This is a genomic window from Ruegeria sp. EL01, from assembly GCF_900313035.1.
Lineage (GTDB): Bacteria > Pseudomonadota > Alphaproteobacteria > Rhodobacterales > Rhodobacteraceae > Ruegeria.
Map to the genome: position 1 here is coordinate 19,151 of NZ_OMPS01000016.1, position 19,694 is coordinate 38,844.

The window sequence follows — 19,694 nt, forward strand, 5'->3', positions numbered from 1 at the left end:
GCAAATCCCGCCTTTTGCCATCAACGGCAATGCGATAGGCGGGTCCTATGACATTGACCGTAACCGATCTGACCATCACCCGGGGTGGCATTCCCGTGCTTGAGGCACTGAGTTTTGTGCTGGAACCGGGCAGGGCGCTTATTCTGCGCGGACCAAATGGCATCGGAAAGACAACATTGTTGCGAACGCTGGCTGGATTGCAGCCACCGCTTGTCGGGAAGATCGAGGGTGCAGAGGATCAGATCGCATATGCGTCGCATTCCGACGGGTTAAAGCCGACCCTGACGGTGACAGAAAACCTGATCTTTTGGGCATTAGTTTTTGGCACGGACAGTATTCAGCCTGCGATAGATGCCTTTGCATTGAATGAGTTAACAGATCGTCACGCAGGCAACCTGTCCGCCGGGCAGAAACGCCGACTTGGGTTGGCGCGCATGTTGGTCACCGGGCGGCCGATCTGGATGTTGGATGAGCCAACAGTGTCCTTGGACAAGGATGCAGTACAGATGTTTGCCGATGCTGTCCGAGCGCATCTTGCGCAGGGCGGTTCAGCACTGATTGCCACCCATATCGATCTTGGCCTGGACGGAGACATTTTGGATGTCGGTGCCAACAAGGCCAAACCCGGCCCACTGGATGACTTCGACGGAGGCTTTTTATGATCGCTCTTTTGCTGCGTGATCTGAAACTGGCCTTTCGTGCCGGCGGCGGCTTTGGTCTGGGTCTGGCTTTTTTCCTGATTGTGACGGTTATGGTGCCGTTTGCCGTTGGCCCCCAGTCATCGCTGCTGGCCACAATCGCGGCGGGGGTGTTGTGGTTGGGGGCGCTTTTGGCGTGCCTATTGTCACTGGATCGTCTGTTGGCGCTGGATTGGGAGGACGGATCGCTGGATTTGCTGGCCACAGCACCTTTGCCGCTTGAAGCGGTCGTTACAGTCAAGGCGCTGGCCCATTGGCTGACCACCGGATTGCCCTTGGTTTTGGCCGCTCCGATTCTGGGCGTGCTGTTGAATCTGCCTGTTCCGGGGTTCTTTTGGCTGATCGTCTCACTGTTGGTAGGTACCCCAGCCCTGAGCGTGATCGGGACGTTTGGCGCGGCCCTGACCGTGGGTCTGAAACGGGGCGGTCTGTTGCTGTCACTGCTGGTGCTGCCGCTTTATGTACCAACGTTGATTTTCGGGGCCGAGGTTGCCCGCCGCGGCGCGATCGGAATGGAGACGCAAACCCCTTTGCTGATGCTGGCTGGGATCACGGCTGCGACCATTGCTTTGCTGCCATTCGCCAGTGCCGCCGTATTGCGGATCAATCTGCGGTGAACCGCCACAGCGTTGACCGATGTCAATTGAGAACACCTCCGATTTGGACTAGATAAAACCCATGTCAATCGCAGCCAAAGCCAACGCCCTATGGGAATACGCCAACCCGCGAAAATTTCTTGCAACCAGCGAGCGTGTCCTGCCGTTTTTCTGGATCACCTCCATGGTCTGTATCGGTGTTGGGCTGGTCTGGGGATTTTTCTTCACGCCGGACGACTATAAGCAAGGGTCGACGGTCAAGATCATCTACCTGCATGTCCCCGCGGCGCTGATGGCGATCAATTGCTGGTTGATGATGCTGGTGACGTCGCTGATCTGGCTGGTGCGCAGACACCATGTCAGTGCGCTTGCGGCACGGGCGGCGGCCCCGATAGGGATCGTGATGACCCTGATTGCTCTGGTCACAGGGGCGATCTGGGGACAACCGATGTGGGGCACATGGTGGGCCTGGGACCCGCGGCTGACCTCCTTCTTGATCCTGTTTTTGTTCTATCTGGGTTATGTGGCCTTGTGGGAGGCGATCGAAGACCCGGATACGGCGGCCGATCTGACCTCGGTCCTGTGTCTGGTGGGATCGGTCTTTGCAGTCCTAAGCCGCTATGCAGTGAATTTCTGGAATCAGGGTCTGCATCAGGGGGCTTCGGTCCTTCGGGCCGGAGCGGTCACCGGTACAGATACCGAAGAGAAGGTCAGCAACATCTTTTTCTACCCGCTGCTGGTCTGCATCATCGGATTTGTGCTGCTGTTTGTGGCCCTGGTTCTGTATCGCACAGGCACCGAAATCCGGGCGCGCCGGATCAAGGCGTTGCTGGCACGGGAAAGGGTAGGCGGATGATCCCTGATCTTGGAAAATACACTGATACAGTGCTGACGTCTTATGCGGCATCGATTTTGTTATTGGCGGCACTGATCGTGTTCAGCGTGCTGCGCGGGCGCAAAGTGCGGGCCGAGATGGAAAAGGTTGAACAAAGGATGACGCGCAATGGCTAAAATCTCGCCGCTGATGATTGCGCCGCCGCTGATTTTCGGTGCCTTTGCCGTTTTGGCCGGGATCGGGATGTTCCGCGACGATCCAAATGCCCTGCCGTCAGCCCGCGAGGGTCAGCCCGCGCCGCCAGTTGTTTTGACCGAGTTTCCGGGCAAATCGCTGTTTGACGACACGACCTTGCGCGACGGAGAGGTCAAGCTGGTCAACTATTGGGCCAGTTGGTGCGCGCCATGTCGGGCCGAGCACCCCAACCTAGAGGCGCTGTCGAATGAGGGCATCCCGGTCTATGGCATCAACTACAAAGATCAATTGGACAATGCCGAGGCTTTCCTGACCGAGTTGGGCGACCCTTACGAAGCCATCGGTCGGGACGAGCAGGGGCGCATGGCACTGGACTGGGGTCTGTATGGCGTTCCCGAGACATATGTGATCGACGGCGAGGGTACCATTATCCTGCGCTTTGCCGGGCCGGTTACGCAGCGCGTTATTAAGAACACGATCCGTCCTGCGTTGGAAAAGGCCGCTGGGCAAAACTGATCTGGTTCTACAACCGATAGCCTCCGGCAACGGTTAGGACCTCGCCGGTGATGAAAGCTGCCGCGTCCGAGGCCAGAAACCGCACGGTCTTGGCAATATCTTCCGGTGTTCCCGCGCGGCCCAGTGCCGTGTCCTTGACGAACAGGGCGGTCAGATCATCAGGGCGCGGGGCTTCGGGGATGTTTATCGCACCCGGAGCCACGGCATTGACACGAATGCCATCTGGCCCCAGTTCCTTTGCCATCGCGCGGGTCCATAGGTTCAGGGCCGCTTTGCTAGCACCGTAGGTGACCGCGTCGCGCGGTGGCAGGACCGCGTTCATCGATGAGATGCTGACGATTGACGCATCCCGTTTGAGATGAGGCAGAGCGGCAGCCAGCAATGCGGCTGGCACCAGCAGGTTTAAATCAAGAATGGCGCGATGATCCTCGGCGCGAAAGCTTTCCTTCGGCGTTGAACACACAAGGCCAGCATTGTTCACGATGACGTCCAACTGCCCGAATTGGTCCATCACCTTTGAAACTACCGCTTCCGGTTGGTCAGGCTTTGCCAGATCGGAGCGTATCGCCAAATTGTCGCCCCGTGTCAGGGTCTCGGCGGGTTCGGTCGAGAGGTAAGTGAAGGCCACCCGATGATCATCGCTCAGGTCTTCGACAATTGCGCGTCCGATGCCGCGCGCACCACCGGTTATCAAGGCTACTTTCTTCATCCGAACAGCAGAGCGGTAAAATGTCTGAAACACAATGCCTTTTGACATGGAAGGCGTCACAAGAAAAGGGCGCCCGACCGGACGCCCTTTCGATCTGGTACCCCAGACGTTTTAGCCAGCCTTGGCCAGGTTACGCAGTACGTAGTGAAGCACGCCGCCGTTCTCAATGTACTCGATCTCGGGTGCGGTATCGATCCGGCACTTCAGCTGGATGGTCGTCTCTGCCCCGTCGGCGTAGGTAATCGTGCACGGAACTTCCTGCAGCGGTTCGATCGAATCCAAACCATGGATCGAGACGGTTTCGTCCCCCTTCAGGCCCAGTGATTTGCGCGTATCACCGCCGGTGAATTCGAGCGGGATCACGCCCATGCCAACCAGGTTCGAACGGTGGATACGCTCAAAGCTTTCGGCGATCACGGCCTTAACGCCCAACAACGCGGTCCCCTTGGCCGCCCAGTCACGCGAGGATCCCGCGCCATACTGCTCGCCACCGAACACCACCAGAGGCGTGCCCTGATCCTGGTAGGCCATCGATGCCTCATAGACCGAGGTCTGTTCGCCATCGGGGCCCTTTGTGTAGCCACCTTCGACACCGTCCAGCATCTCGTTCTTGACGCGGATGTTGGCGAAGGTGCCGCGCATCATGATCTCGTGGTTGCCACGGCGGGACCCGTATGAGTTGAACTCGCGCGGCTGCACCTGACGGTCGATCAGATACTTGCCAGCCGGGGTTGTGGTCGCGAAGGACCCCGCGGGTGAGATGTGGTCGGTGGTGATCATGTCACCCAGCACCAACAGAACCTTGGCGCCATCGATGTTGGAGATTGTGCCGGGCTCAGGCCCCATGCCCTGAAAATAGGGTGGGTTCTGGATATAGGTCGAGGTTGGCGGCCAGTCATAGGTTTCCTGCTGGGGAACCTCAACCTCCTGCCATTTTTCATCCCCTTTGAAGACGTCGGCATATTTCGACAGGAACGCCTCGCGGGTCACGGTTTTCTGAACCAGATCAGAGATTTCCTTCTGGGTCGGCCAGATGTCTTTCATGTAGACATCATTGCCGTCTTGGTCCTGGCCGATTGGTTCGGACGTCAGGTCGATATCCATGGTTCCGGCCAGAGCATAGACAACAACCAGCGGCGGTGAGGCCAGGTAGTTGGCACGCACGTCCGGGCTGATCCGGCCTTCGAAGTTCCGGTTGCCCGACAACACCGAGGTGGCGACCAGATCGCCCTCGGCAATCGCCTCGGACAGCTCGGCTTGAATGGGGCCCGAATTACCAATGCAGGTGGTGCAGCCATAGCCGACAAGGTTGAAGCCGATCTTATCCAGATCTTCCTGCAGGCCAGCGGCTTCAAGATAAGCTGAAACGACCTGGCTTCCCGGTGCCAAGGAGGTTTTCACCCAAGGCTGGCGATTAAGCCCTAAAGCGGCAGCTTTACGCGCCACAAGACCCGCGCCGATCATCACATATGGGTTCGAGGTGTTGGTACACGACGTGATCGATGCGATCACGACCTTTCCCGATTCCATGGTGTAGTCTTCGCCTTTGACAGCAACTTCCTTGCCCATCGGGCGCTTGAACGTTTCGGCCATTTCTTTGGTGAAAGCAGCCTTGGCATCGGTCAGCGCGACATAATCCTGTGGCCGTTTCGGACCCGAGATCGCAGGGACGATGGTACCCATGTCGAGGCTCAGCGTGTCAGTATACACGGGCGCGTAGTCCGCGCCACGCCAGAAACCGTTTTCCTTGGCATAGGCTTCAACCAACGCGATGCGGTCCTCGTCGCGACCGGTATTGCGCATATAACGCAGTGTTTCACCGTCGATCGGGAAGAAGCCACAAGTCGCGCCGTATTCAGGCGCCATGTTGGCGATTGTTGCACGGTCGGCCAGCGGCAGACTGTCCAAACCGCTGCCATAGAATTCGACGAATTTACCCACAACGCCTTTTTCGCGCAGCATTTCTACGACCTTCAGAACCAGATCAGTGCCAGTTGTGCCCTCGACCAGATCACCGGTCAGTTCAAAGCCCACAACCTCGGGGATCAGCATCGAGATCGGCTGACCCAGCATTGCGGCTTCGGCCTCGATACCGCCAACACCCCAGCCAAGAACGGCCATGCCGTTGACCATTGTCGTGTGGCTGTCAGTGCCAACCAGCGTATCGGGATAGGCAACTTCATCCCCGTTCTGATCGGTGTCGGTCCAGACGGTCTGGGCCAGATACTCCAGGTTCACCTGGTGGCAGATACCGGTTCCGGGGGGTACAACGCGGAAGTTGTTAAAGGCATTCTGACCCCATTTCAGGAACTGGTAGCGCTCCATGTTGCGTTCGTATTCACGATCCACGTTCATCTGGAACGCGCGCGGGTTGCCGAATTCGTCAATCATGACCGAGTGGTCGATGACCAGATCAACCGGGTTCAGCGGGTTAATCTTCTGCGCGTCGCCACCCAGACCTTTGATCCCGTCGCGCATGGCAGCCAAGTCTACAACTGCCGGAACACCAGTGAAGTCCTGCATCAGAACTCGGGCGGGGCGGTAAGCGATTTCGCGTGGGTTCTTGCCGCCTTTGGCTCCCCATTCGGCGAAGGCCTTGATGTCATCGACCGAGACGGAAAATCCGTCATCCTCGAATCGCAGCATGTTTTCCAACACCACTTTCAGAGCGGCGGGAAGCTTCGAGAAATCTCCTAAACCCGCCTCTTGCGCGGCGGGAATTGAATAATAGGAAATGGACTTGCCATTCACGCTCAGGCTGCGGCGTGTCTTGGCGGTATCCTGTCCGACTTTGATGGGCATCTGTGGCCTCCCTCTCAAATGACTTGGATTTTGGGATTCGCTGATCGTTATCTGCATCACCAGTGCCGTTGGTTCAAGGAGGAACAGCCAAACTGCGGCAATTTTTGTATACCATTGCACACATTTCAGTTGGAGCAGATGAGGCCAGCCTCAAGAAACCTTGATTGGTTGTTGAGTGGCAAAGGGTTTATTTCTGTCACGCAACCCTTCCATTCGGGATACATCATGTTCAGAGCCGCCGCCACGACAGCCGTCCTTTCCATCCTCCTCGCCTCGTCAGCAGCGGGCGAGGACAATCCCGTCGTGATCGAGCTGTTCACGTCACAAGGATGTTCATCCTGCCCCCCGGCAGACAGGATCATGCATGATCTGGTCAAACGCGATGATGTAATCGGACTGGCGCTGCATGTGGACTATTGGGACTATATTGGGTGGAAAGACGAGTTTGCCGATCCTGATCACACCGTGCGACAACGCGCCTACGCGCGGCAGGGCGGTCGGACCATGATTTACACGCCGCAAATGGTCGTAAATGGTCAGCATGACATCGTGGGTGCCAAATTCCGCGAATTGAACCAACTGATCGATACCCATCAGAAGGCCAGATCTGAAGCGTCAGTAACCGCAGTTCGGTCAGAAAACGAAGTGATTGTCGACGTCACGCCTGCTCAATTGCCCGCGGGCGCATCTTATGACGTGCGGATTGTTCAGTACGCCCCAATGCGTCACGCGTCGATCAGGCGGGGTGAACTGGCCGGGCACGAGTTGGACTATGCCAATGTTGTTGAGAATTGGCAGATCGCCGGTCAATGGGATGGGCGCGCGGCGGAGCAATTCTCGACGGATTTGCCTTCGGACATGCCTGCGGTTGTGCTTATTCAACAGACGGGTCACGGCCCGATCGTTGCGGCGACCCGCGTGAAGTGATTACGGCATATCTTCGGGCTGTACGCCAAGACCGTTCCAGCTTTTCCAACGACGATGAACCCAGAACCATTGTCCCATATGCTGGCGGACCACTTTCTCAAGATCGTCAGTGATGAACTGCGTCATGGTTTTGGGATCGCTATGTTCAACGGGCTCATGCAGCATTATTTCGAAATCGATGCCATTGGGCTGGCGAATGGCGTAGCAGGGGAGCATCACCGCGTTGTATTTAATGGCCAGCTCCGCGTTTAGCACGGAGGTTACTGCCGGTTTCCCGAAGAACATCAGCTCTTCACCGCCCTGTGCGTGCAAGTCCGAAACGATCGCAATGATACCGTTCTTTTTGAGCGACCGGACCATTTCGACCATGCCACGGCGCCCTTGTTCGAACATTGGCGCGCCGGTTTTGAAGAAAGCCTCGACATAGGCTTCGTTGAAATAGGGGTTGGCCATCCGGCGAAACAGGCAGCCAATTGGCTGGCCGCTGTGCGCCTGCAGCGCAATGCGCGCTGCGAGATAATGTCCAAAATGCGCGGTAATCATCATTACCGGTCGTCCGTCGGCAAGGGCAGCGTCAAAGGCGGCGACACCCGGGCCCGAGATTTTGGCTGTCTTTTGGCGTTCCGTGAAATCCTCGGGCGAGAAATGTTCCATGATCGCCCGCCCGGCATTATCGGGCACTGCGCTGCAGATCCGTTTGACCTCAGATTCAGGCAAGTCCGGACAGGTCAGTTTCAGGTTTCGGCGCACACGTGTGCGAAATCCCACCACGGGGGCAAGGCCACGCATGATGGCCCCCATTGTTGTGATGCGCCGTTCATAGGGCAGCATGTGCATCGCGCCAATGACCCCCTTAAGGAACAAACTGGCGACATAGTATTTTCCAAGCTCAAACCTGCTGAGCTCCGACTTTTCGACGGGCATGGAGGCGTCTCACCGCGTGTTGCGAATTGCTGAACCAGACATATATCCCGGCGCTCGCAACCTCAAGCGTGCACTTTCGGGATGGGTTCCGACGGCATCAGGTAAGCGAAAAATACAGCTAAGTCACTGTAGTTAAAATTAACTATCCTCGTTTTCCTCATCTGTTTCAATCAAGGAGATCGCCCCATTCTCAACCATATTGCGAATGACACCTACGATCTGTGTCATCGCATCTTCCGCTTCCGATTGCTTGACACGACCACGCTCAGCAATTTCTTCCCGTATGTTGTCGGCCATGCGTGAGGACATGCTGGATAGCAAAAACTCGACCGATGTCTTGTCATCATCGGCAGCGGCGCCGGCCAAAGCGGCGACCAGAACGGGTTGATCCAGGTCCCTGAGAATCGCGGGCACGTCCCGGGCCACGATGCGGCTTGAGATATGGGCAAATGTGAAAATCGACTGCCGCACGACACTGGCGAATTCTGAATCCTCTTCATCCAATGCGGTCAGCAATCCATCCCGGGTTGTTGAGGCGGATTGATTGAGGATTGCGCCGACCCGAGCCCCCGGACCATCGGTAAACGCTTGCGCTGGACGTTGATCCAGCTGGGCTGCCAGCGACCAGCCGATGCGTTCAACCGCTTCGGGGGTCACATTGGCGGTTTTTGCGACGGCATATGTGATCCGGCGGGCGATCGGACCGGGCAGAAGGCCCAGCAACTGCGCGGCTTTCGCAGTTTCCAATTTGGACAGCATAACGGCTGCCACTTCGGTGCTTTCGGCCCGTGCCATTGCCGCCAGATCCTCGGTCGAAACCTCGCGGAGGCGCTGCCATGGGTCACCGATCTGGCGAACGCCGGCAACTTTGCGCAATCGGGCAGCCGTCGCCGGGGCAATTTTGCCGTTGATCGCGTCCAATGCGCTGGCAAGTCCATGAGGAAACGACAGCCCAACGTTGTCCAAGGCGTCGCCGAATTCTTGCGCAACCGAATCCAATGTGACGCGGTCTACAAGACCCATCTGACCTAGTTGATGTGTCAGCTTTTCCTGCAAATCGTCCGGCAGATCTTCCAATGGGATATCTGCGCCTTCGTTCAGCAAAAGGCGCACAACAATCGCTGCTTTTTGCCGGTTGTTGAGCGCCCGGGGCACGACGCGGGGCGTCGTGCCATCGCCATCGGCGACCGGAGGTCTCGCCCCCGGTGCCATCTGTATCAAAGCGTTTGTGTCCTGCATCTGCCTGCGGTGCCAATATGAGTTCCACAGGCAGAATACGGAGAGTCGGGTAAAGAAAGACTGAAGCTTAGTAGCTGTACGTCAGCCCGGTCTGGATCGCTTCACGCAAAGACGCTTCGGCCCAGGTTCCTTCGCCACCACGCGCCTTGATTTCGCGCCACTGTTCAATGGCAAGATCGGTTTTGCCTTCGGAAATAAAGCCCTGAGCCATATAGCTGCGGGCAAGGATATTGTCCGGATTGGTCGTGATCGCGTTTTCATAGAACGTGTTGGCCAGTTCCAACTCACCCATCTTTCGGTAAGTAAAACCCCAATACGTCAGGACCCGATCGTCGTCTTGGTCCATGATGCGCAGAATGCCCTGCGCGTTACCATACTGACCATCATAGGCCAGCTCGCGCACCGCATCATACAATTGATCTTCAGTGAAATTGCTTTTGTCTGGCTTGACGCACCGGCCCGCCGCTTCGTCAAAAACGCGTCCAAACAGGCACTTCTTGGTCGTATTGGTGGGCTTGGGCGGGTTGCTGTCACCACCTGCGGCGTGAACAACAGGGGCAAAGGCAAAAGCTTGCAAGGCAATCGCGGAAGCTAGTACGAGGCGCATTTTTCTACTCCGTTCTCGGGGCTGTTTTAAAAATCATAGCGTGATCTTCAGAAAAGCTAACACCGGCTCGACGGATTTTATTCACAATCAGGACAATTAATTGTCAGCTGTTGACGGTTTTCTGGCAGCTTTGGCTTTCACTGTCCCATGAAGCGCCCGGAGCGCAGGATTGGGTCTGCTTGGAATGGCCACTGCACGCAAGGCTGGCGAATGCCACGCATATAAGCGCGAATGCGCATAGGACGGTTCGGATCATGGTGGTTCTCCCTCAAGGAAAATGCCGGTCGAGGGTAACGCATTTTTGCCAACCTGGCAAAAGATCAAGGCCCGGACTGAAACCGGGCCCGACAGAACATTTTAAAAACGGTGTTTAATCGCCGAACACACGTGCGAAAATGGTATCGACATGTTTGGTGTGATAGCCGAGGTCGAATTTTTCTTCGATTTCCTCGGGGCTCAACGCGGCGACTACGTCCGCATCACCCAAAAGCTCGGTTTTGAAATCCTTGCCTTCTTCCCAAACCTTCATGGCATTGCGCTGAACCAGACGATAGGCGTCTTCGCGGCTGACACCCGCTTGGGTCAGGGCCAGCAGCACGCGCTGGCTCATGACCAGACCGCGGAACTTGTTCATGTTGGCCAACATGTTGTCGGGGTAGACCACCAGCTTGTCGATGACACTGGTCAGGCGCGACAGGGCGAAATCCAGCGTGACAGTCGAGTCGGGGCCGATGTTACGCTCGACAGACGAGTGAGAAATGTCGCGCTCATGCCAGAGCGCTACGTTTTCCATCGCAGGCACTACGGCCATGCGCACCAGACGGGCCAAGCCGGTCAGGTTCTCGGTCAGGACCGGGTTGCGCTTATGCGGCATGGCCGACGACCCCTTTTGACCCTTCGAGAAAAACTCTTCGGCCTCCAGAACCTCGGTCCGCTGCATGTGGCGGATTTCGGTGGCGACGTTTTCGATGCTGCTGGCAATGACGCCTAGCGTCGCAAAGAACGCTGCATGACGGTCGCGCGGGATCACTTGCGTGCTGATTGGCTCGGGGACGAGACCCAGCTGGTCACAGACATGTTCTTCGACGCGCGGGTCGATATTGGCGAATGTGCCGACGGCGCCGGAAATGGCGCCAGTTGCAATCTCGGCACGGGCATCGCGCATGCGGGACAGGTTGCGATCCATCTCGGCATAGAAACGTGCGAAAGTCAGACCCATGGTGGTGGGTTCCGCATGGATGCCATGGCTGCGGCCGATACGGACAGTTTCTTTGTGTTCAATCGCGCGACGTTTCAGAGCAGCCAGCAGACCTTCGAGATCGGCGATCAGAATGTCAGCGGCGCGGGTCAGTTGAACGTTAAAACATGTGTCCAGCACGTCGGAGCTGGTCATGCCCTGATGAACAAACCGCGCCTCGTCACTGCCCACATGCTCGGCCAGATGCGTCAGGAACGCGATGACATCGTGTTTGGTGACAGCTTCGATCTCGTCGATGCGGGCAACGTCAAACTCCACATCCTTGGCCTTCCACACCGCCTCGGCGTTCTCGCGCGGGATTACGCCCAGATCCGCCATGGCGTCGCAGGCATGCGCCTCAATCTCGTACCAGATGCGGAACTTGGTCTTCGGCGACCAGATGGCGACCATGTCGGGGCGGGAATAACGTGGAATCATTGGCAGCGGCACCTTTTTGTGATTTGGCATGAGGCGATGGCGCGGGGTTTAAACCCACGCGCACAAGGGAACAAGGCACGAGTTCACGAATGAGACGGTTTGCCCTGATTTTAGCGATCTGGCCAGGGCTTCTGGCAGCGGAAGAGTTTCGCAAACTGTCTGGCGACGAAATCCTTGAGGCGCTATCCGGGCGCAAGCTTACCTATGGCGAGGGTATATGGCAGACCTTCGACGACACGATGCTGACGCAGTATTATTCGGGGCGTCCCAGCTCGGGCCGCTGGGCAGTGCGGGAGGATCGCTATTGCTCGCTCTGGCCACCTTCCGATCTTTGGTCCTGCTACGACGTTCAGAAAAGCGGCGATACCCTTCGTTTCATTGATGATGCTGGTGGGTCAACTGACGGAATGTACGACAAGTGAGCATGCCAAGCCGATTGTCCGATTTTGAAGGGCGCTGGAGCCTGACACGTACCATCCGTGACGCAAGGGCTGGGCAGATCGTGCAGGCAACAGGTCAGGCCGACCTGCGCCAGACAGATGGCGGTTTGATCTATGAGGAAGAGGTGAAGCTGCGCATTCCGGGACAGCCGGAAATGACCGGCACACGCCGATACCTATGGCGTGACGCGGGCGATCTCATCGCAATTCACTTTGACGACGACCGGTACTTTCATGCGCTGAAACTGGGCGTGACAAAGGCCCGAGATCACCATGATTGCCCGCCTGACAGTTACGACGCAGCCTATGATTTTCGAACATGGCCGCGTTGGAATGTGCGTTGGGTCGTGTCCGGACCGCGAAAATCCTATGAAATGCACACGGAATATATGCTGCGATAGCGTAATCATCTTGCAGATGCGGCGCCAGCAGGGCATTCCTATGCCAGAATCTCGGTCCGCTTAGGGAGAAACAAGATGAATGCAAATGTACTGGCCAACGCATTTGGTCCGCGTGAAGGAACGGCGCTGCGCGTCAAACAGGTGGTTTTGGTTGCGCTGGGCATTGTCGCTCTGGCCGTCGCCGCCAAAATCAAAGTGCCGATGTGGCCGGTTCCGATCACAATGGGCACCCTTGCCGTTTTGACCATTGGTACCGCCTATGGTGCACGTCTGGGTCTGGTCACCATGATGGGTTACCTGCTGATCGGCGCGCTGGGCTTTGACGTCTTCGCAGGCTCATCAGCTGAGAAGTTTGGTCTGACATACATGATGGGTGGAACTGGCGGCTATCTGGTTGGCTACGTTCTTGCAACCATTGCGCTGGGCGCATTGGCGGCACGTGGCTGGGACCGCTCGGTCGGTAAGATGGCACTGGCGCTGTTGCTGGCGAACGTATTGATCTACGTACCTGGCCTGCTGTGGCTGGGTCAGCTCTATGGTTGGGACCAGCCCATCCTGCAATGGGGCCTGACGCCGTTCCTGCTGGGTGATGCGATCAAACTGGGCCTTGCGGCACTGCTGATCCCGGGCCTATGGAAACTGGTGGGTAACGCCCGCACGTAAGCATCAAGCTTTACGGACTAAGAACCCGCGCCCCGAGATATTCGGGCGCGGGTTTTTTTTGTCTCCAATGGGCCGGTTTGTTCCAGGATGTGGGGCGTGGCATCAGGGAAGAAGTTCGGTTGTGATATGCGCGGACCCTTCCAAGGTTCGGTGTACGGGACACTTGTCCGCAATTTCCAAAAGACGTGCGCGCTGTTCCTGATCCAGTGGCCCGGTCAGTCGAATTTTGCGACGGAATTGGTCCACTTTACCCTCATCTGCCAGACCGGCATCCTGTGCATGAACTTTGTCATGACAGACATCAACACTGACGCTGATCAGAGGCCAGCGCTTGCGACGGGCATACATGCGGATGGTCATCGAAGTGCAAGCCCCCAGCCCGGCCGAAACAAATCCATAGGGTGACATGCCCCGGTCCGTTCCGCCATATGAGGCAGGCTCATCCGCGACTGCGTGATGGCGAGGGCCCGCCTGAATATCCTGCAAGAAGCCAGCCGGGTCTGCTTCTGTGACCCGCACAACGCCTTCCGGTGCGCCAGGTGGCGGGGCAGGTGGCGACAGGCTTACATAGCGCGAAACCCATGCGGTGATGACGTCTGCCGCATATTCCGCGTCAGCCGCTCGGGTAATCAGGTGATCGGCGTCATCGAGGGTGACAAAGCTTTTGGGGTGCTTGGCAGCCATAAAGATTGCAGCGGCATTGTCGATACTTACGGTTTCGTCACGGGATGCGTGTAAGACCAGCAACGCGGCTTTGAGATCTTCGATGGCAGGTGTCAGTGCCGCCTCGGAGATATCGTCGACAAATGCCTTGCCGATCCGGAAGGGGCGCCCGCCCAGGGCGACTTCAGCGCTACCTTCCTTCTGAATTTGCGGCAACGCTGCTTCGAAATGGTGGGATACGTGACCGGGATCGGCGGGTGCCCCCAAGGTCACGACGGCCTTGATTGACGGTATGCCCGCACGGGCACGCAAGACGGCAGCGCCGCCCAGCGAATGGCCAATCAACAGGGCAGGGGCCATGTTTCGCCCCGCCAGAAACTGAGCCGCCGAGATAAGATCCTCGACGTTTGAGGTGAAGGTGGTGTTCGCAAACTCGCCTCCGGAATGGCCGAGACCAGTGAAATCGAACCGCAAAACAGCGATGCCCATGGCCGCCAGCCGTGCAGAGATACGCCGCGCGGCGGGGATGTCTTTGGAACAGGTGAAGCAATGTGCAAACAAAGCCGTGGCCAGCACGGGTCCGTCGGGCAGGTCAAGGCGCGCGGCCAGCTGGCTGCCGTCATGTCCGGCAAAAGTTATGCGTTCCGTGGGCATATCGGCTCCTTGGTTTGCTGGGGGAAGCACGCTCAATACTGTGGGCTACCCCGGCGCGTCACAACCCTTATGTCAAAGGCGTAACGGGAAGGTGAGGAGTGTGAAGATAATTTTGGCTTGGACTTGGAAACTGCCTACCAGTGAAGCTTAGCCTCGTCCGGTGCCAAAAGTCGCTTCGTAATAGCCATCATGAATTGTGATGTTTTACCCAACAAACATTCGTTTCACTAATTTAACACCTGAACCCATCTTGGCATCGTAGTCGATTTGCTAAGGAGGCTCAGATGACACATACAGCTTTGACACCCCAAGCGTCTGGGATACGTCTTGGAACACTGATCATAGTAACAATGACTGGCATCCTGGGGTTTGCCCTTGGTCAGGCTTGGCCCACTGCTGATATTGGCGCGACGGGCCAGATAAGTTCAGAGATCGAAGATTGGCATGGTAATGTTCGGCGGTCTAACTGGCGGAACTGAGGCTGTCGGCTTACTCAAGACCCATTAGTTGGGCGTCAAAAGGATATTTCGACAGGTTCTCATAGCCATCCTCGGTGATGAGAACCTGATCTTCCAATTTGATCGAAAAATCCCCTCCGACCTCGCCGACAGCGGCCTCGACGCATAACACCATGCCCGGCACCAGCGGATAGTCATAGGCACCGGCAACAGCCTTGTCAGGGTAGGCGACCAACGGCCATTCATCGCACAGGCCCACACCGTGCATCAGGCAACCGTATTTCTGTGCCTGAAACTTGTCGTCAAGTACGTGTGTGTTCGCCGTCAATTCAGGGATCATCACGCCGGGTTTCAACATTTCCATATTGGTCATGATGTGTTCGTGCGCGTGCTGCATGGCATAGATCATGTCCGGGCGGGGCCTTCGGTCTCCGATCCACCATGTGCGAGAAATGTCGACACAAATGCCATAGGAACCGATCAAGTCCGTATCAAAGGCAATGATTTCATTTTGCTGGGTGATCCGTGGGCCGCATTCCTGAAACCACGGGTTTGTGCGCTGGCCCGAGGATAGCAACCGGGTTTCAATCCATTCACCTCCGCGACGGATGTTTTCGGAATGTAAAATCGCCCAAATATCGTCTTCGGAAGTTTTGCCATCGCCGACATTGGCACGCGCAAATTTTTCCATTTCGGCCACGGCGGTTTCGCATGCATGGTTGGCGCAGCGCATTGCCAGAATTTCGTCCTGGCCTTTCACGGCGCGGGTCTTCTCGGTGACCTCTTCACCTTCCATGATTTCAAAGCCTTGCGACTCGAGCGCGCGCAACCCGTGCAGCATGATCTTGTCCACCGCCAACCGTTTATTGCCTCCGCCATGCGTATCGATCAGTGCGCGCACCTCGTTCGCGAATACATCGGCTGCGACATCCGTTTTATCGCCCCGGTCGAAATAGAACAGATCGGCGCCAGAGCGTTGTTCGCGCACCAGCGGGTTGAAGGTGGACAGGAACGGAGACTTTTTGTAGTCCCAGATCACCATATAGCCATCGGCGCACAGCAGTACCGCCCGGAATGGGTTATGGGTGTTCCATAGCTGCATATTGGTACTGTCGGTGGCATACCGGATGTTCAACGGATCGAACATCAGCAACCCACCATAGCCGCGGTCAACAACGGCCTGCGTCAGCCGCCTCCAACGATAGTCCCGCATCCGTTCAAGATTGGGCAGGGCCAATCCAGCGGCGGCCCATTCATCAAAGGCCAGTTGAGGTGGCCCGATTTCGATCCGGTTATTGTCGTTGGGTGTGCCATCACCCAAAGTCGCGCCTCGGGTTGGATCAATCTTGCGGGTATCCCGATAGTGATGGTTCACAGCTAGCCTCCCTGCTTGCTGGTCAAGCCTGCGGGCTGGTTGGACGTCCGTCTCAGAAAATAGCGACGGTTCTGTTGTCGCTTTTTGACCGACACGGTTTGTGAGGCATGTTAAAGCAGGTCTATGAGTATAATTTTGCAGGATAAAATTCCTTACGACCCTTTGATCCCTCGTGCTTTGCCGGGCATCCAACCGGCCAAAATAGAGACTTGGCTGCATCGGGATGATGCCTTTGATGCTCAGATGCAGCGGCGAGAGACGTTGCTGTATGAACGGCGCGATGACGTCTTGGCGTTGAGTCCTGAAGCCGAACCAGCAGCACAGGAGCTTTTGGATCTGGTTCTAACCCAAGCCTATTCTGGGCCCACCGATCACGTGGAGCGACCCGATGGGGTGTCAGTTCGGATCGATCGGGGTAAGCCTTTGGAAACGCTCTGCAGATTGGTGCAGGAAGATTTCTGTATTCTACAAAAACAAGGTGACGAACATGTTCTGACAGGAGCAATCCTGTGCTTTCCGGCGAGCTGGCGCTTGTCCGAAAAATTTATGCGGCCGCTTGTCGATATTCACGTGCCCGTTGCCAGCTATGATGACGATATCGCGCGACGAGTACAGCGACTGTTTGACGGAATTCGGCCAGATCGGCCGCTCTGGCGATTCAATGTTTTGTGGTATGAGGATCCTGAACTTTTCCAGCCTCGTAGTGCCAGTGAGCCGCGCAAAACTCGCGACCGCGCCATCACGTCTTACCTGCGCAGCGAACGGCAAACGTTGTTGCGCCTGCCCGAAACGGGCGCGGTTGTGTTTTCGATCCATACTTACGTTCTGGCGGCAAACAGCCTGCCAGAAATGGAAAACCCCGCCTGACGGCGGGGCCTCCTAGGAGGGCCTTGGGTAATTTGCTTACATGCCCAGCACGACCGCAACATCCGCAAACGCGTTACTGGCGTTCAATGCGACAATTGCGATCGTAAAGACCAGAACCTGGGTGTTGAGACGGAAATCTTCGCCGCGGATCAAATTGACAGCGGCCATGGACATTGCGATCGGGGTCGACACGCTGGCGACAACGCCTGTCACGCACCAGCTGCTCAGCCGCAACGCGTCGCTTGGCCGCTCAGGGTCGTCTTCCTCGGCCGCGGCAGGGGTGTCGATTGCGGCAGGCTCTTGTTCTTCCGTCCGGAAGGCGATGCTCAGCAGTTGCTCATCGGACAATTGGATGGGCCGGGCCGTTGTTTTCGGCGCATCGGGATCTTCGATGTCGGGGTCAACGATCTCCAACCCGGCAAACTGGCCTGTCACGGACTTGAAAATTTGCTTTCTGTCGCGCTGCCTGCTTGGGGTCAGGGTGTCAAACGCGCTCATGAATTGCTCGATTGTCAAAACGGTATGAGGTGACAGCCACTCGACGCGCCGGGTCGAACAGATATCAACCATACGGTAGAGGATGACCACGAGCATCAGTTCGGACACTTCGTTGTCGTCCAGAAGGGGAGATACCGGAGTAACCGTGATGGCCAGCCTGTTTCTGGGGCTTGAGACATAAGGTCTTACCATTGTCTTCAAACCTGCGGCTCGATCCATCCGCTCATAACGGTCTTCTTCGTCACCGGAATCAGTATCCAGGGACAAACGCACCATATACTGGCTGGATACGATGCTGGCTTCTGTTTCGCTCAGCAACGCCTTACGTTCGACCAGATGGCCGTAATCTTCCAGCGTTGCTGCGACGATTGTGCCGAACCGCTCGATTGCGCCTTCGGTGTCGCCGTCGAATTGCAGGCCGCCATGGTAGCTGTTTTTCCGAGCCACTGCTTTGTCCCTTATCGCATTTCGTCTGGAGGATCATTCTAACGGTCGATCTTGAGGAGAATTTGGCATTAAATGCAAAAAAAATCAAAAAATACAAAGATTGATTACGCTTTGGAAACCATGAAACTAAGGACTTTATTCACCACTATGGCGAAAATGTGGCTGAATTGAGTTTTTGGGGATGCTGAACCATGGCGCGTTCACCCGTCGATTCGGGCCGCCATTATCGCGATGGATTGCTGATAAACCGTTGCCGCATTCCACTGCTGAATCACCGCGAAGTTCGGCTGCCCCTGCTGATAGCCTCGACCGGGTTTCCAGCCCTTCTTACGCAGAAAATTCGCAGTTGAGGCCAGCGCGTCGGTCATGTTGTAGAAGTCCACCTGACGGTCGCCGGTGGCATCTACCCCATACGTCAGCGCGTTGCCGGGCAGGAATTGTGTATGGCCCAGCTCGCCATGTTTTGCCCCCTTTGTTGCCATTGTGATGCTGCCCTGATCGACCAGCTTTAGAGCACCAATCGCGTGCGGAACAAAGAACTCGGATCGGCGACAATCATAGGCCAGAGTGGTTATTGCTGACACAACCTGACTATCCCCCATGAAATTCCCAAAGCCCGTTTCCATGCCGTGAATGGCAATCAGGACACCCGCAGGGACCCCATATTGCCGTTCCAGCGCCGCGTAGAATTGCGGGTTCCGAGCTTTGCGTTTGCGACCTTGAGCCACGATCGTGTTTGCCCCACGCACTTGCATGAACTTGTCCAGCGAGTACCTGAAGCTTTTTTGATTGCGGTCAGCCGCGATCGTGCGTGTTGCATATTGGGTTTGAGAGAGCGCCTGCAACCCCTTCTTTTTTACCCCCGATCTGCGCGCCTGTTTGGCGAAATCTGCTTTCCAAGCCTCGAAACCGGCACTGGTGTTCCCGCACGGGGCGGCCATCGTGCCAATTGGCAGCACAAATACAAAAGCAATCAGATAGGCGAAACGTAGCATCAGTATCTTCCTTTTGAGCAATTCAACCCAGATAAATCGGCCGGTTTGCTTCCAATCGCGGTGGCCTGGGACTGATTGAAACTCTTACAATCCGCGCTGCAGGTCGTCTGCGGTTAGAACGGGTTGAATTTCGATCGAAGCGTTAAGGGCAGCAAATAACGGTTCATTGATCATTGGCATGCGGGCCTGGTCGGTTTCCTCGAAGATTACGATTCCCATCCGTTTGCCGTCTTCTAGCGCAAAGTAAGCCGCTTCAGCTTTGACATCTTTCACCAATGCGGTAATCGCCCGCCCAAGGGTTCCGTCCATTTCGGCCTGGTTGCCTTTTTCAACAGGGATTGTGAATTTTAACATCAGGCGCATTGAAATCTCCCAGAGTTGCAGTCTCGGTTTCTTGGAAAAGGCTCTGATGTTCCGACGTGTCAGTCAAGGTGATTGGCTTGACTTGCTATCAAACGGAAAAAGGGCGCCGAACAACCGGCGCCCTTTCAAGTCTGCGAAAAACCTATG

22 protein-coding genes are annotated in these 19,694 nt (G+C 56.5%); 11 read left to right on the top strand and 11 right to left on the bottom strand.

What is annotated here, in order from left to right; genetic code table 11:
• Nucleotides 1–47: 47 nt before the first annotated feature.
• The 5 genes from ccmA to D9K61_RS08365 all read left to right on the top strand — a co-directional run bounded on the left by ccmA (nucleotide 48) and on the right by D9K61_RS08365 (nucleotide 2,840).
• Entirely contained in the window at nucleotides 48–662 is a 615-nt protein-coding gene (gene ccmA / locus D9K61_RS08345; protein ID WP_120632796.1) for a heme ABC exporter ATP-binding protein CcmA, read from the top strand.
• Complete coding sequence (gene ccmB / locus D9K61_RS08350; protein WP_120632797.1) at nucleotides 659–1,315, top strand: heme exporter protein CcmB; 657 nt, start codon at nucleotides 659–661, stop codon at nucleotides 1,313–1,315. Before ccmA ends, ccmB begins: the two co-directional genes overlap by 4 nt.
• A gap of 61 nt (nucleotides 1,316–1,376) precedes the next feature.
• Nucleotides 1,377–2,150 carry a heme ABC transporter permease gene (locus D9K61_RS08355; protein WP_120632798.1) on the top strand — a complete coding sequence of 258 codons (774 nt, stop codon included), beginning with the start codon at nucleotides 1,377–1,379 and terminating at the stop codon, nucleotides 2,148–2,150.
• Nucleotides 2,147–2,305 (top strand): heme exporter protein CcmD, encoded by a 159-nt coding sequence (gene ccmD / locus D9K61_RS08360; protein ID WP_174235085.1) that lies wholly within the window; start codon nucleotides 2,147–2,149, stop codon nucleotides 2,303–2,305. The genes D9K61_RS08355 and ccmD overlap by 4 nt, the downstream gene beginning before the upstream one ends.
• A complete protein-coding gene (locus D9K61_RS08365; RefSeq protein WP_120632799.1) occupies nucleotides 2,298–2,840 on the top strand; it encodes a DsbE family thiol:disulfide interchange protein in 543 nt (180 codons plus the stop codon). The genes ccmD and D9K61_RS08365 overlap by 8 nt, the downstream gene beginning before the upstream one ends.
• A 7-nt stretch (nucleotides 2,841–2,847) precedes the next feature.
• Here D9K61_RS08365 and D9K61_RS08370 read toward each other — a convergent pair whose 3' ends face one another.
• Complete coding sequence (locus D9K61_RS08370; protein ID WP_120632914.1) at nucleotides 2,848–3,549, bottom strand: SDR family NAD(P)-dependent oxidoreductase; 702 nt, start codon at nucleotides 3,547–3,549, stop codon at nucleotides 2,848–2,850.
• Nucleotides 3,550–3,660: 111 nt separating this feature from the next.
• Complete coding sequence (acnA, locus tag D9K61_RS08375) at nucleotides 3,661–6,351, bottom strand: aconitate hydratase AcnA (RefSeq protein ID WP_120632800.1); 2,691 nt, start codon at nucleotides 6,349–6,351, stop codon at nucleotides 3,661–3,663.
• 225 nt (nucleotides 6,352–6,576) lie between these two features.
• On the opposite strand from acnA, the gene D9K61_RS08380 reads away from it, so the two are divergent.
• Complete coding sequence (locus tag D9K61_RS08380; protein ID WP_120632915.1) at nucleotides 6,577–7,278, top strand: thioredoxin family protein; 702 nt, start codon at nucleotides 6,577–6,579, stop codon at nucleotides 7,276–7,278.
• Here D9K61_RS08380 and D9K61_RS08385 read toward each other — a convergent pair whose 3' ends face one another.
• From D9K61_RS08385 to purB, 4 genes are all read right to left on the bottom strand, one after another.
• Nucleotides 7,279–8,202: a lysophospholipid acyltransferase family protein gene (locus tag D9K61_RS08385; RefSeq protein ID WP_120632801.1), complete on the bottom strand. Its 924-nt coding sequence runs from the start codon at nucleotides 8,200–8,202 to the stop codon at nucleotides 7,279–7,281.
• A 138-nt stretch (nucleotides 8,203–8,340) separates the two neighbouring features.
• Entirely contained in the window at nucleotides 8,341–9,441 is a 1,101-nt protein-coding gene (locus tag D9K61_RS08390) for a flagellar motor switch protein FliG (protein WP_371688464.1), read from the bottom strand.
• Between the two features lie 67 nt (nucleotides 9,442–9,508).
• On the bottom strand, nucleotides 9,509–10,048 hold the full coding sequence (locus D9K61_RS08395; protein WP_120632802.1) for a hypothetical protein: 540 nt from the start codon (nucleotides 10,046–10,048) through the stop codon (nucleotides 9,509–9,511).
• A 370-nt stretch (nucleotides 10,049–10,418) separates the two neighbouring features.
• Complete coding sequence (gene purB, locus D9K61_RS08400) at nucleotides 10,419–11,723, bottom strand: adenylosuccinate lyase (protein ID WP_120632917.1); 1,305 nt, start codon at nucleotides 11,721–11,723, stop codon at nucleotides 10,419–10,421.
• Between the two features lie 89 nt (nucleotides 11,724–11,812).
• Between purB and D9K61_RS08405 the strand changes: the two genes are divergently transcribed.
• From D9K61_RS08405 to D9K61_RS08415, 3 genes are all read left to right on the top strand, one after another.
• A complete protein-coding gene (locus D9K61_RS08405) occupies nucleotides 11,813–12,145 on the top strand; it encodes a hypothetical protein (RefSeq protein WP_120632803.1) in 333 nt (110 codons plus the stop codon).
• Between the two features lie 2 nt (nucleotides 12,146–12,147).
• Nucleotides 12,148–12,564, top strand: a complete 417-nt coding sequence (locus D9K61_RS08410; RefSeq protein WP_120632804.1) for a DUF6314 family protein — start codon at nucleotides 12,148–12,150, stop codon at nucleotides 12,562–12,564.
• 75 nt (nucleotides 12,565–12,639) lie between these two features.
• Nucleotides 12,640–13,227: a biotin transporter BioY gene (locus D9K61_RS08415; RefSeq protein WP_120632805.1), complete on the top strand. Its 588-nt coding sequence runs from the start codon at nucleotides 12,640–12,642 to the stop codon at nucleotides 13,225–13,227.
• 102 nt (nucleotides 13,228–13,329) lie between these two features.
• Here the strand turns inward: D9K61_RS08415 and D9K61_RS08420 are convergent, their stop codons facing one another.
• Nucleotides 13,330–14,544, bottom strand: a complete 1,215-nt coding sequence (locus D9K61_RS08420) for a bifunctional alpha/beta hydrolase/OsmC family protein (protein ID WP_120632806.1) — start codon at nucleotides 14,542–14,544, stop codon at nucleotides 13,330–13,332.
• Nucleotides 14,545–14,828: 284 nt separating this feature from the next.
• Between D9K61_RS08420 and D9K61_RS26915 the strand changes: the two genes are divergently transcribed.
• On the top strand, nucleotides 14,829–15,023 hold the full coding sequence (locus tag D9K61_RS26915) for a hypothetical protein (RefSeq protein ID WP_162946811.1): 195 nt from the start codon (nucleotides 14,829–14,831) through the stop codon (nucleotides 15,021–15,023).
• Between the two features lie 10 nt (nucleotides 15,024–15,033).
• Here the strand turns inward: D9K61_RS26915 and dddP are convergent, their stop codons facing one another.
• Nucleotides 15,034–16,377 carry a dimethylsulfonioproprionate lyase DddP gene (dddP, locus tag D9K61_RS08425; RefSeq protein ID WP_120632807.1) on the bottom strand — a complete coding sequence of 448 codons (1,344 nt, stop codon included), beginning with the start codon at nucleotides 16,375–16,377 and terminating at the stop codon, nucleotides 15,034–15,036.
• Nucleotides 16,378–16,500: 123 nt separating this feature from the next.
• Between dddP and D9K61_RS08430 the strand changes: the two genes are divergently transcribed.
• A complete protein-coding gene (locus D9K61_RS08430) occupies nucleotides 16,501–17,244 on the top strand; it encodes a DUF3445 domain-containing protein (protein WP_120632808.1) in 744 nt (247 codons plus the stop codon).
• 36 nt (nucleotides 17,245–17,280) lie between these two features.
• Here D9K61_RS08430 and D9K61_RS08435 read toward each other — a convergent pair whose 3' ends face one another.
• The 3 genes from D9K61_RS08435 to D9K61_RS08445 all read right to left on the bottom strand — a co-directional run bounded on the left by D9K61_RS08435 (nucleotide 17,281) and on the right by D9K61_RS08445 (nucleotide 19,547).
• Complete coding sequence (locus tag D9K61_RS08435) at nucleotides 17,281–18,189, bottom strand: hypothetical protein (protein ID WP_254055724.1); 909 nt, start codon at nucleotides 18,187–18,189, stop codon at nucleotides 17,281–17,283.
• 200 nt (nucleotides 18,190–18,389) lie between these two features.
• On the bottom strand, nucleotides 18,390–19,184 hold the full coding sequence (locus tag D9K61_RS08440; protein ID WP_120632810.1) for a lytic transglycosylase domain-containing protein: 795 nt from the start codon (nucleotides 19,182–19,184) through the stop codon (nucleotides 18,390–18,392).
• 84 nt (nucleotides 19,185–19,268) lie between these two features.
• The gene (locus tag D9K61_RS08445) at nucleotides 19,269–19,547 is read right to left on the bottom strand and encodes a hypothetical protein (RefSeq protein ID WP_120632811.1); all 279 of its coding nucleotides are present in this window, start codon (nucleotides 19,545–19,547) and stop codon (nucleotides 19,269–19,271) included.
• Nucleotides 19,548–19,694 lie beyond the last annotated feature (147 nt).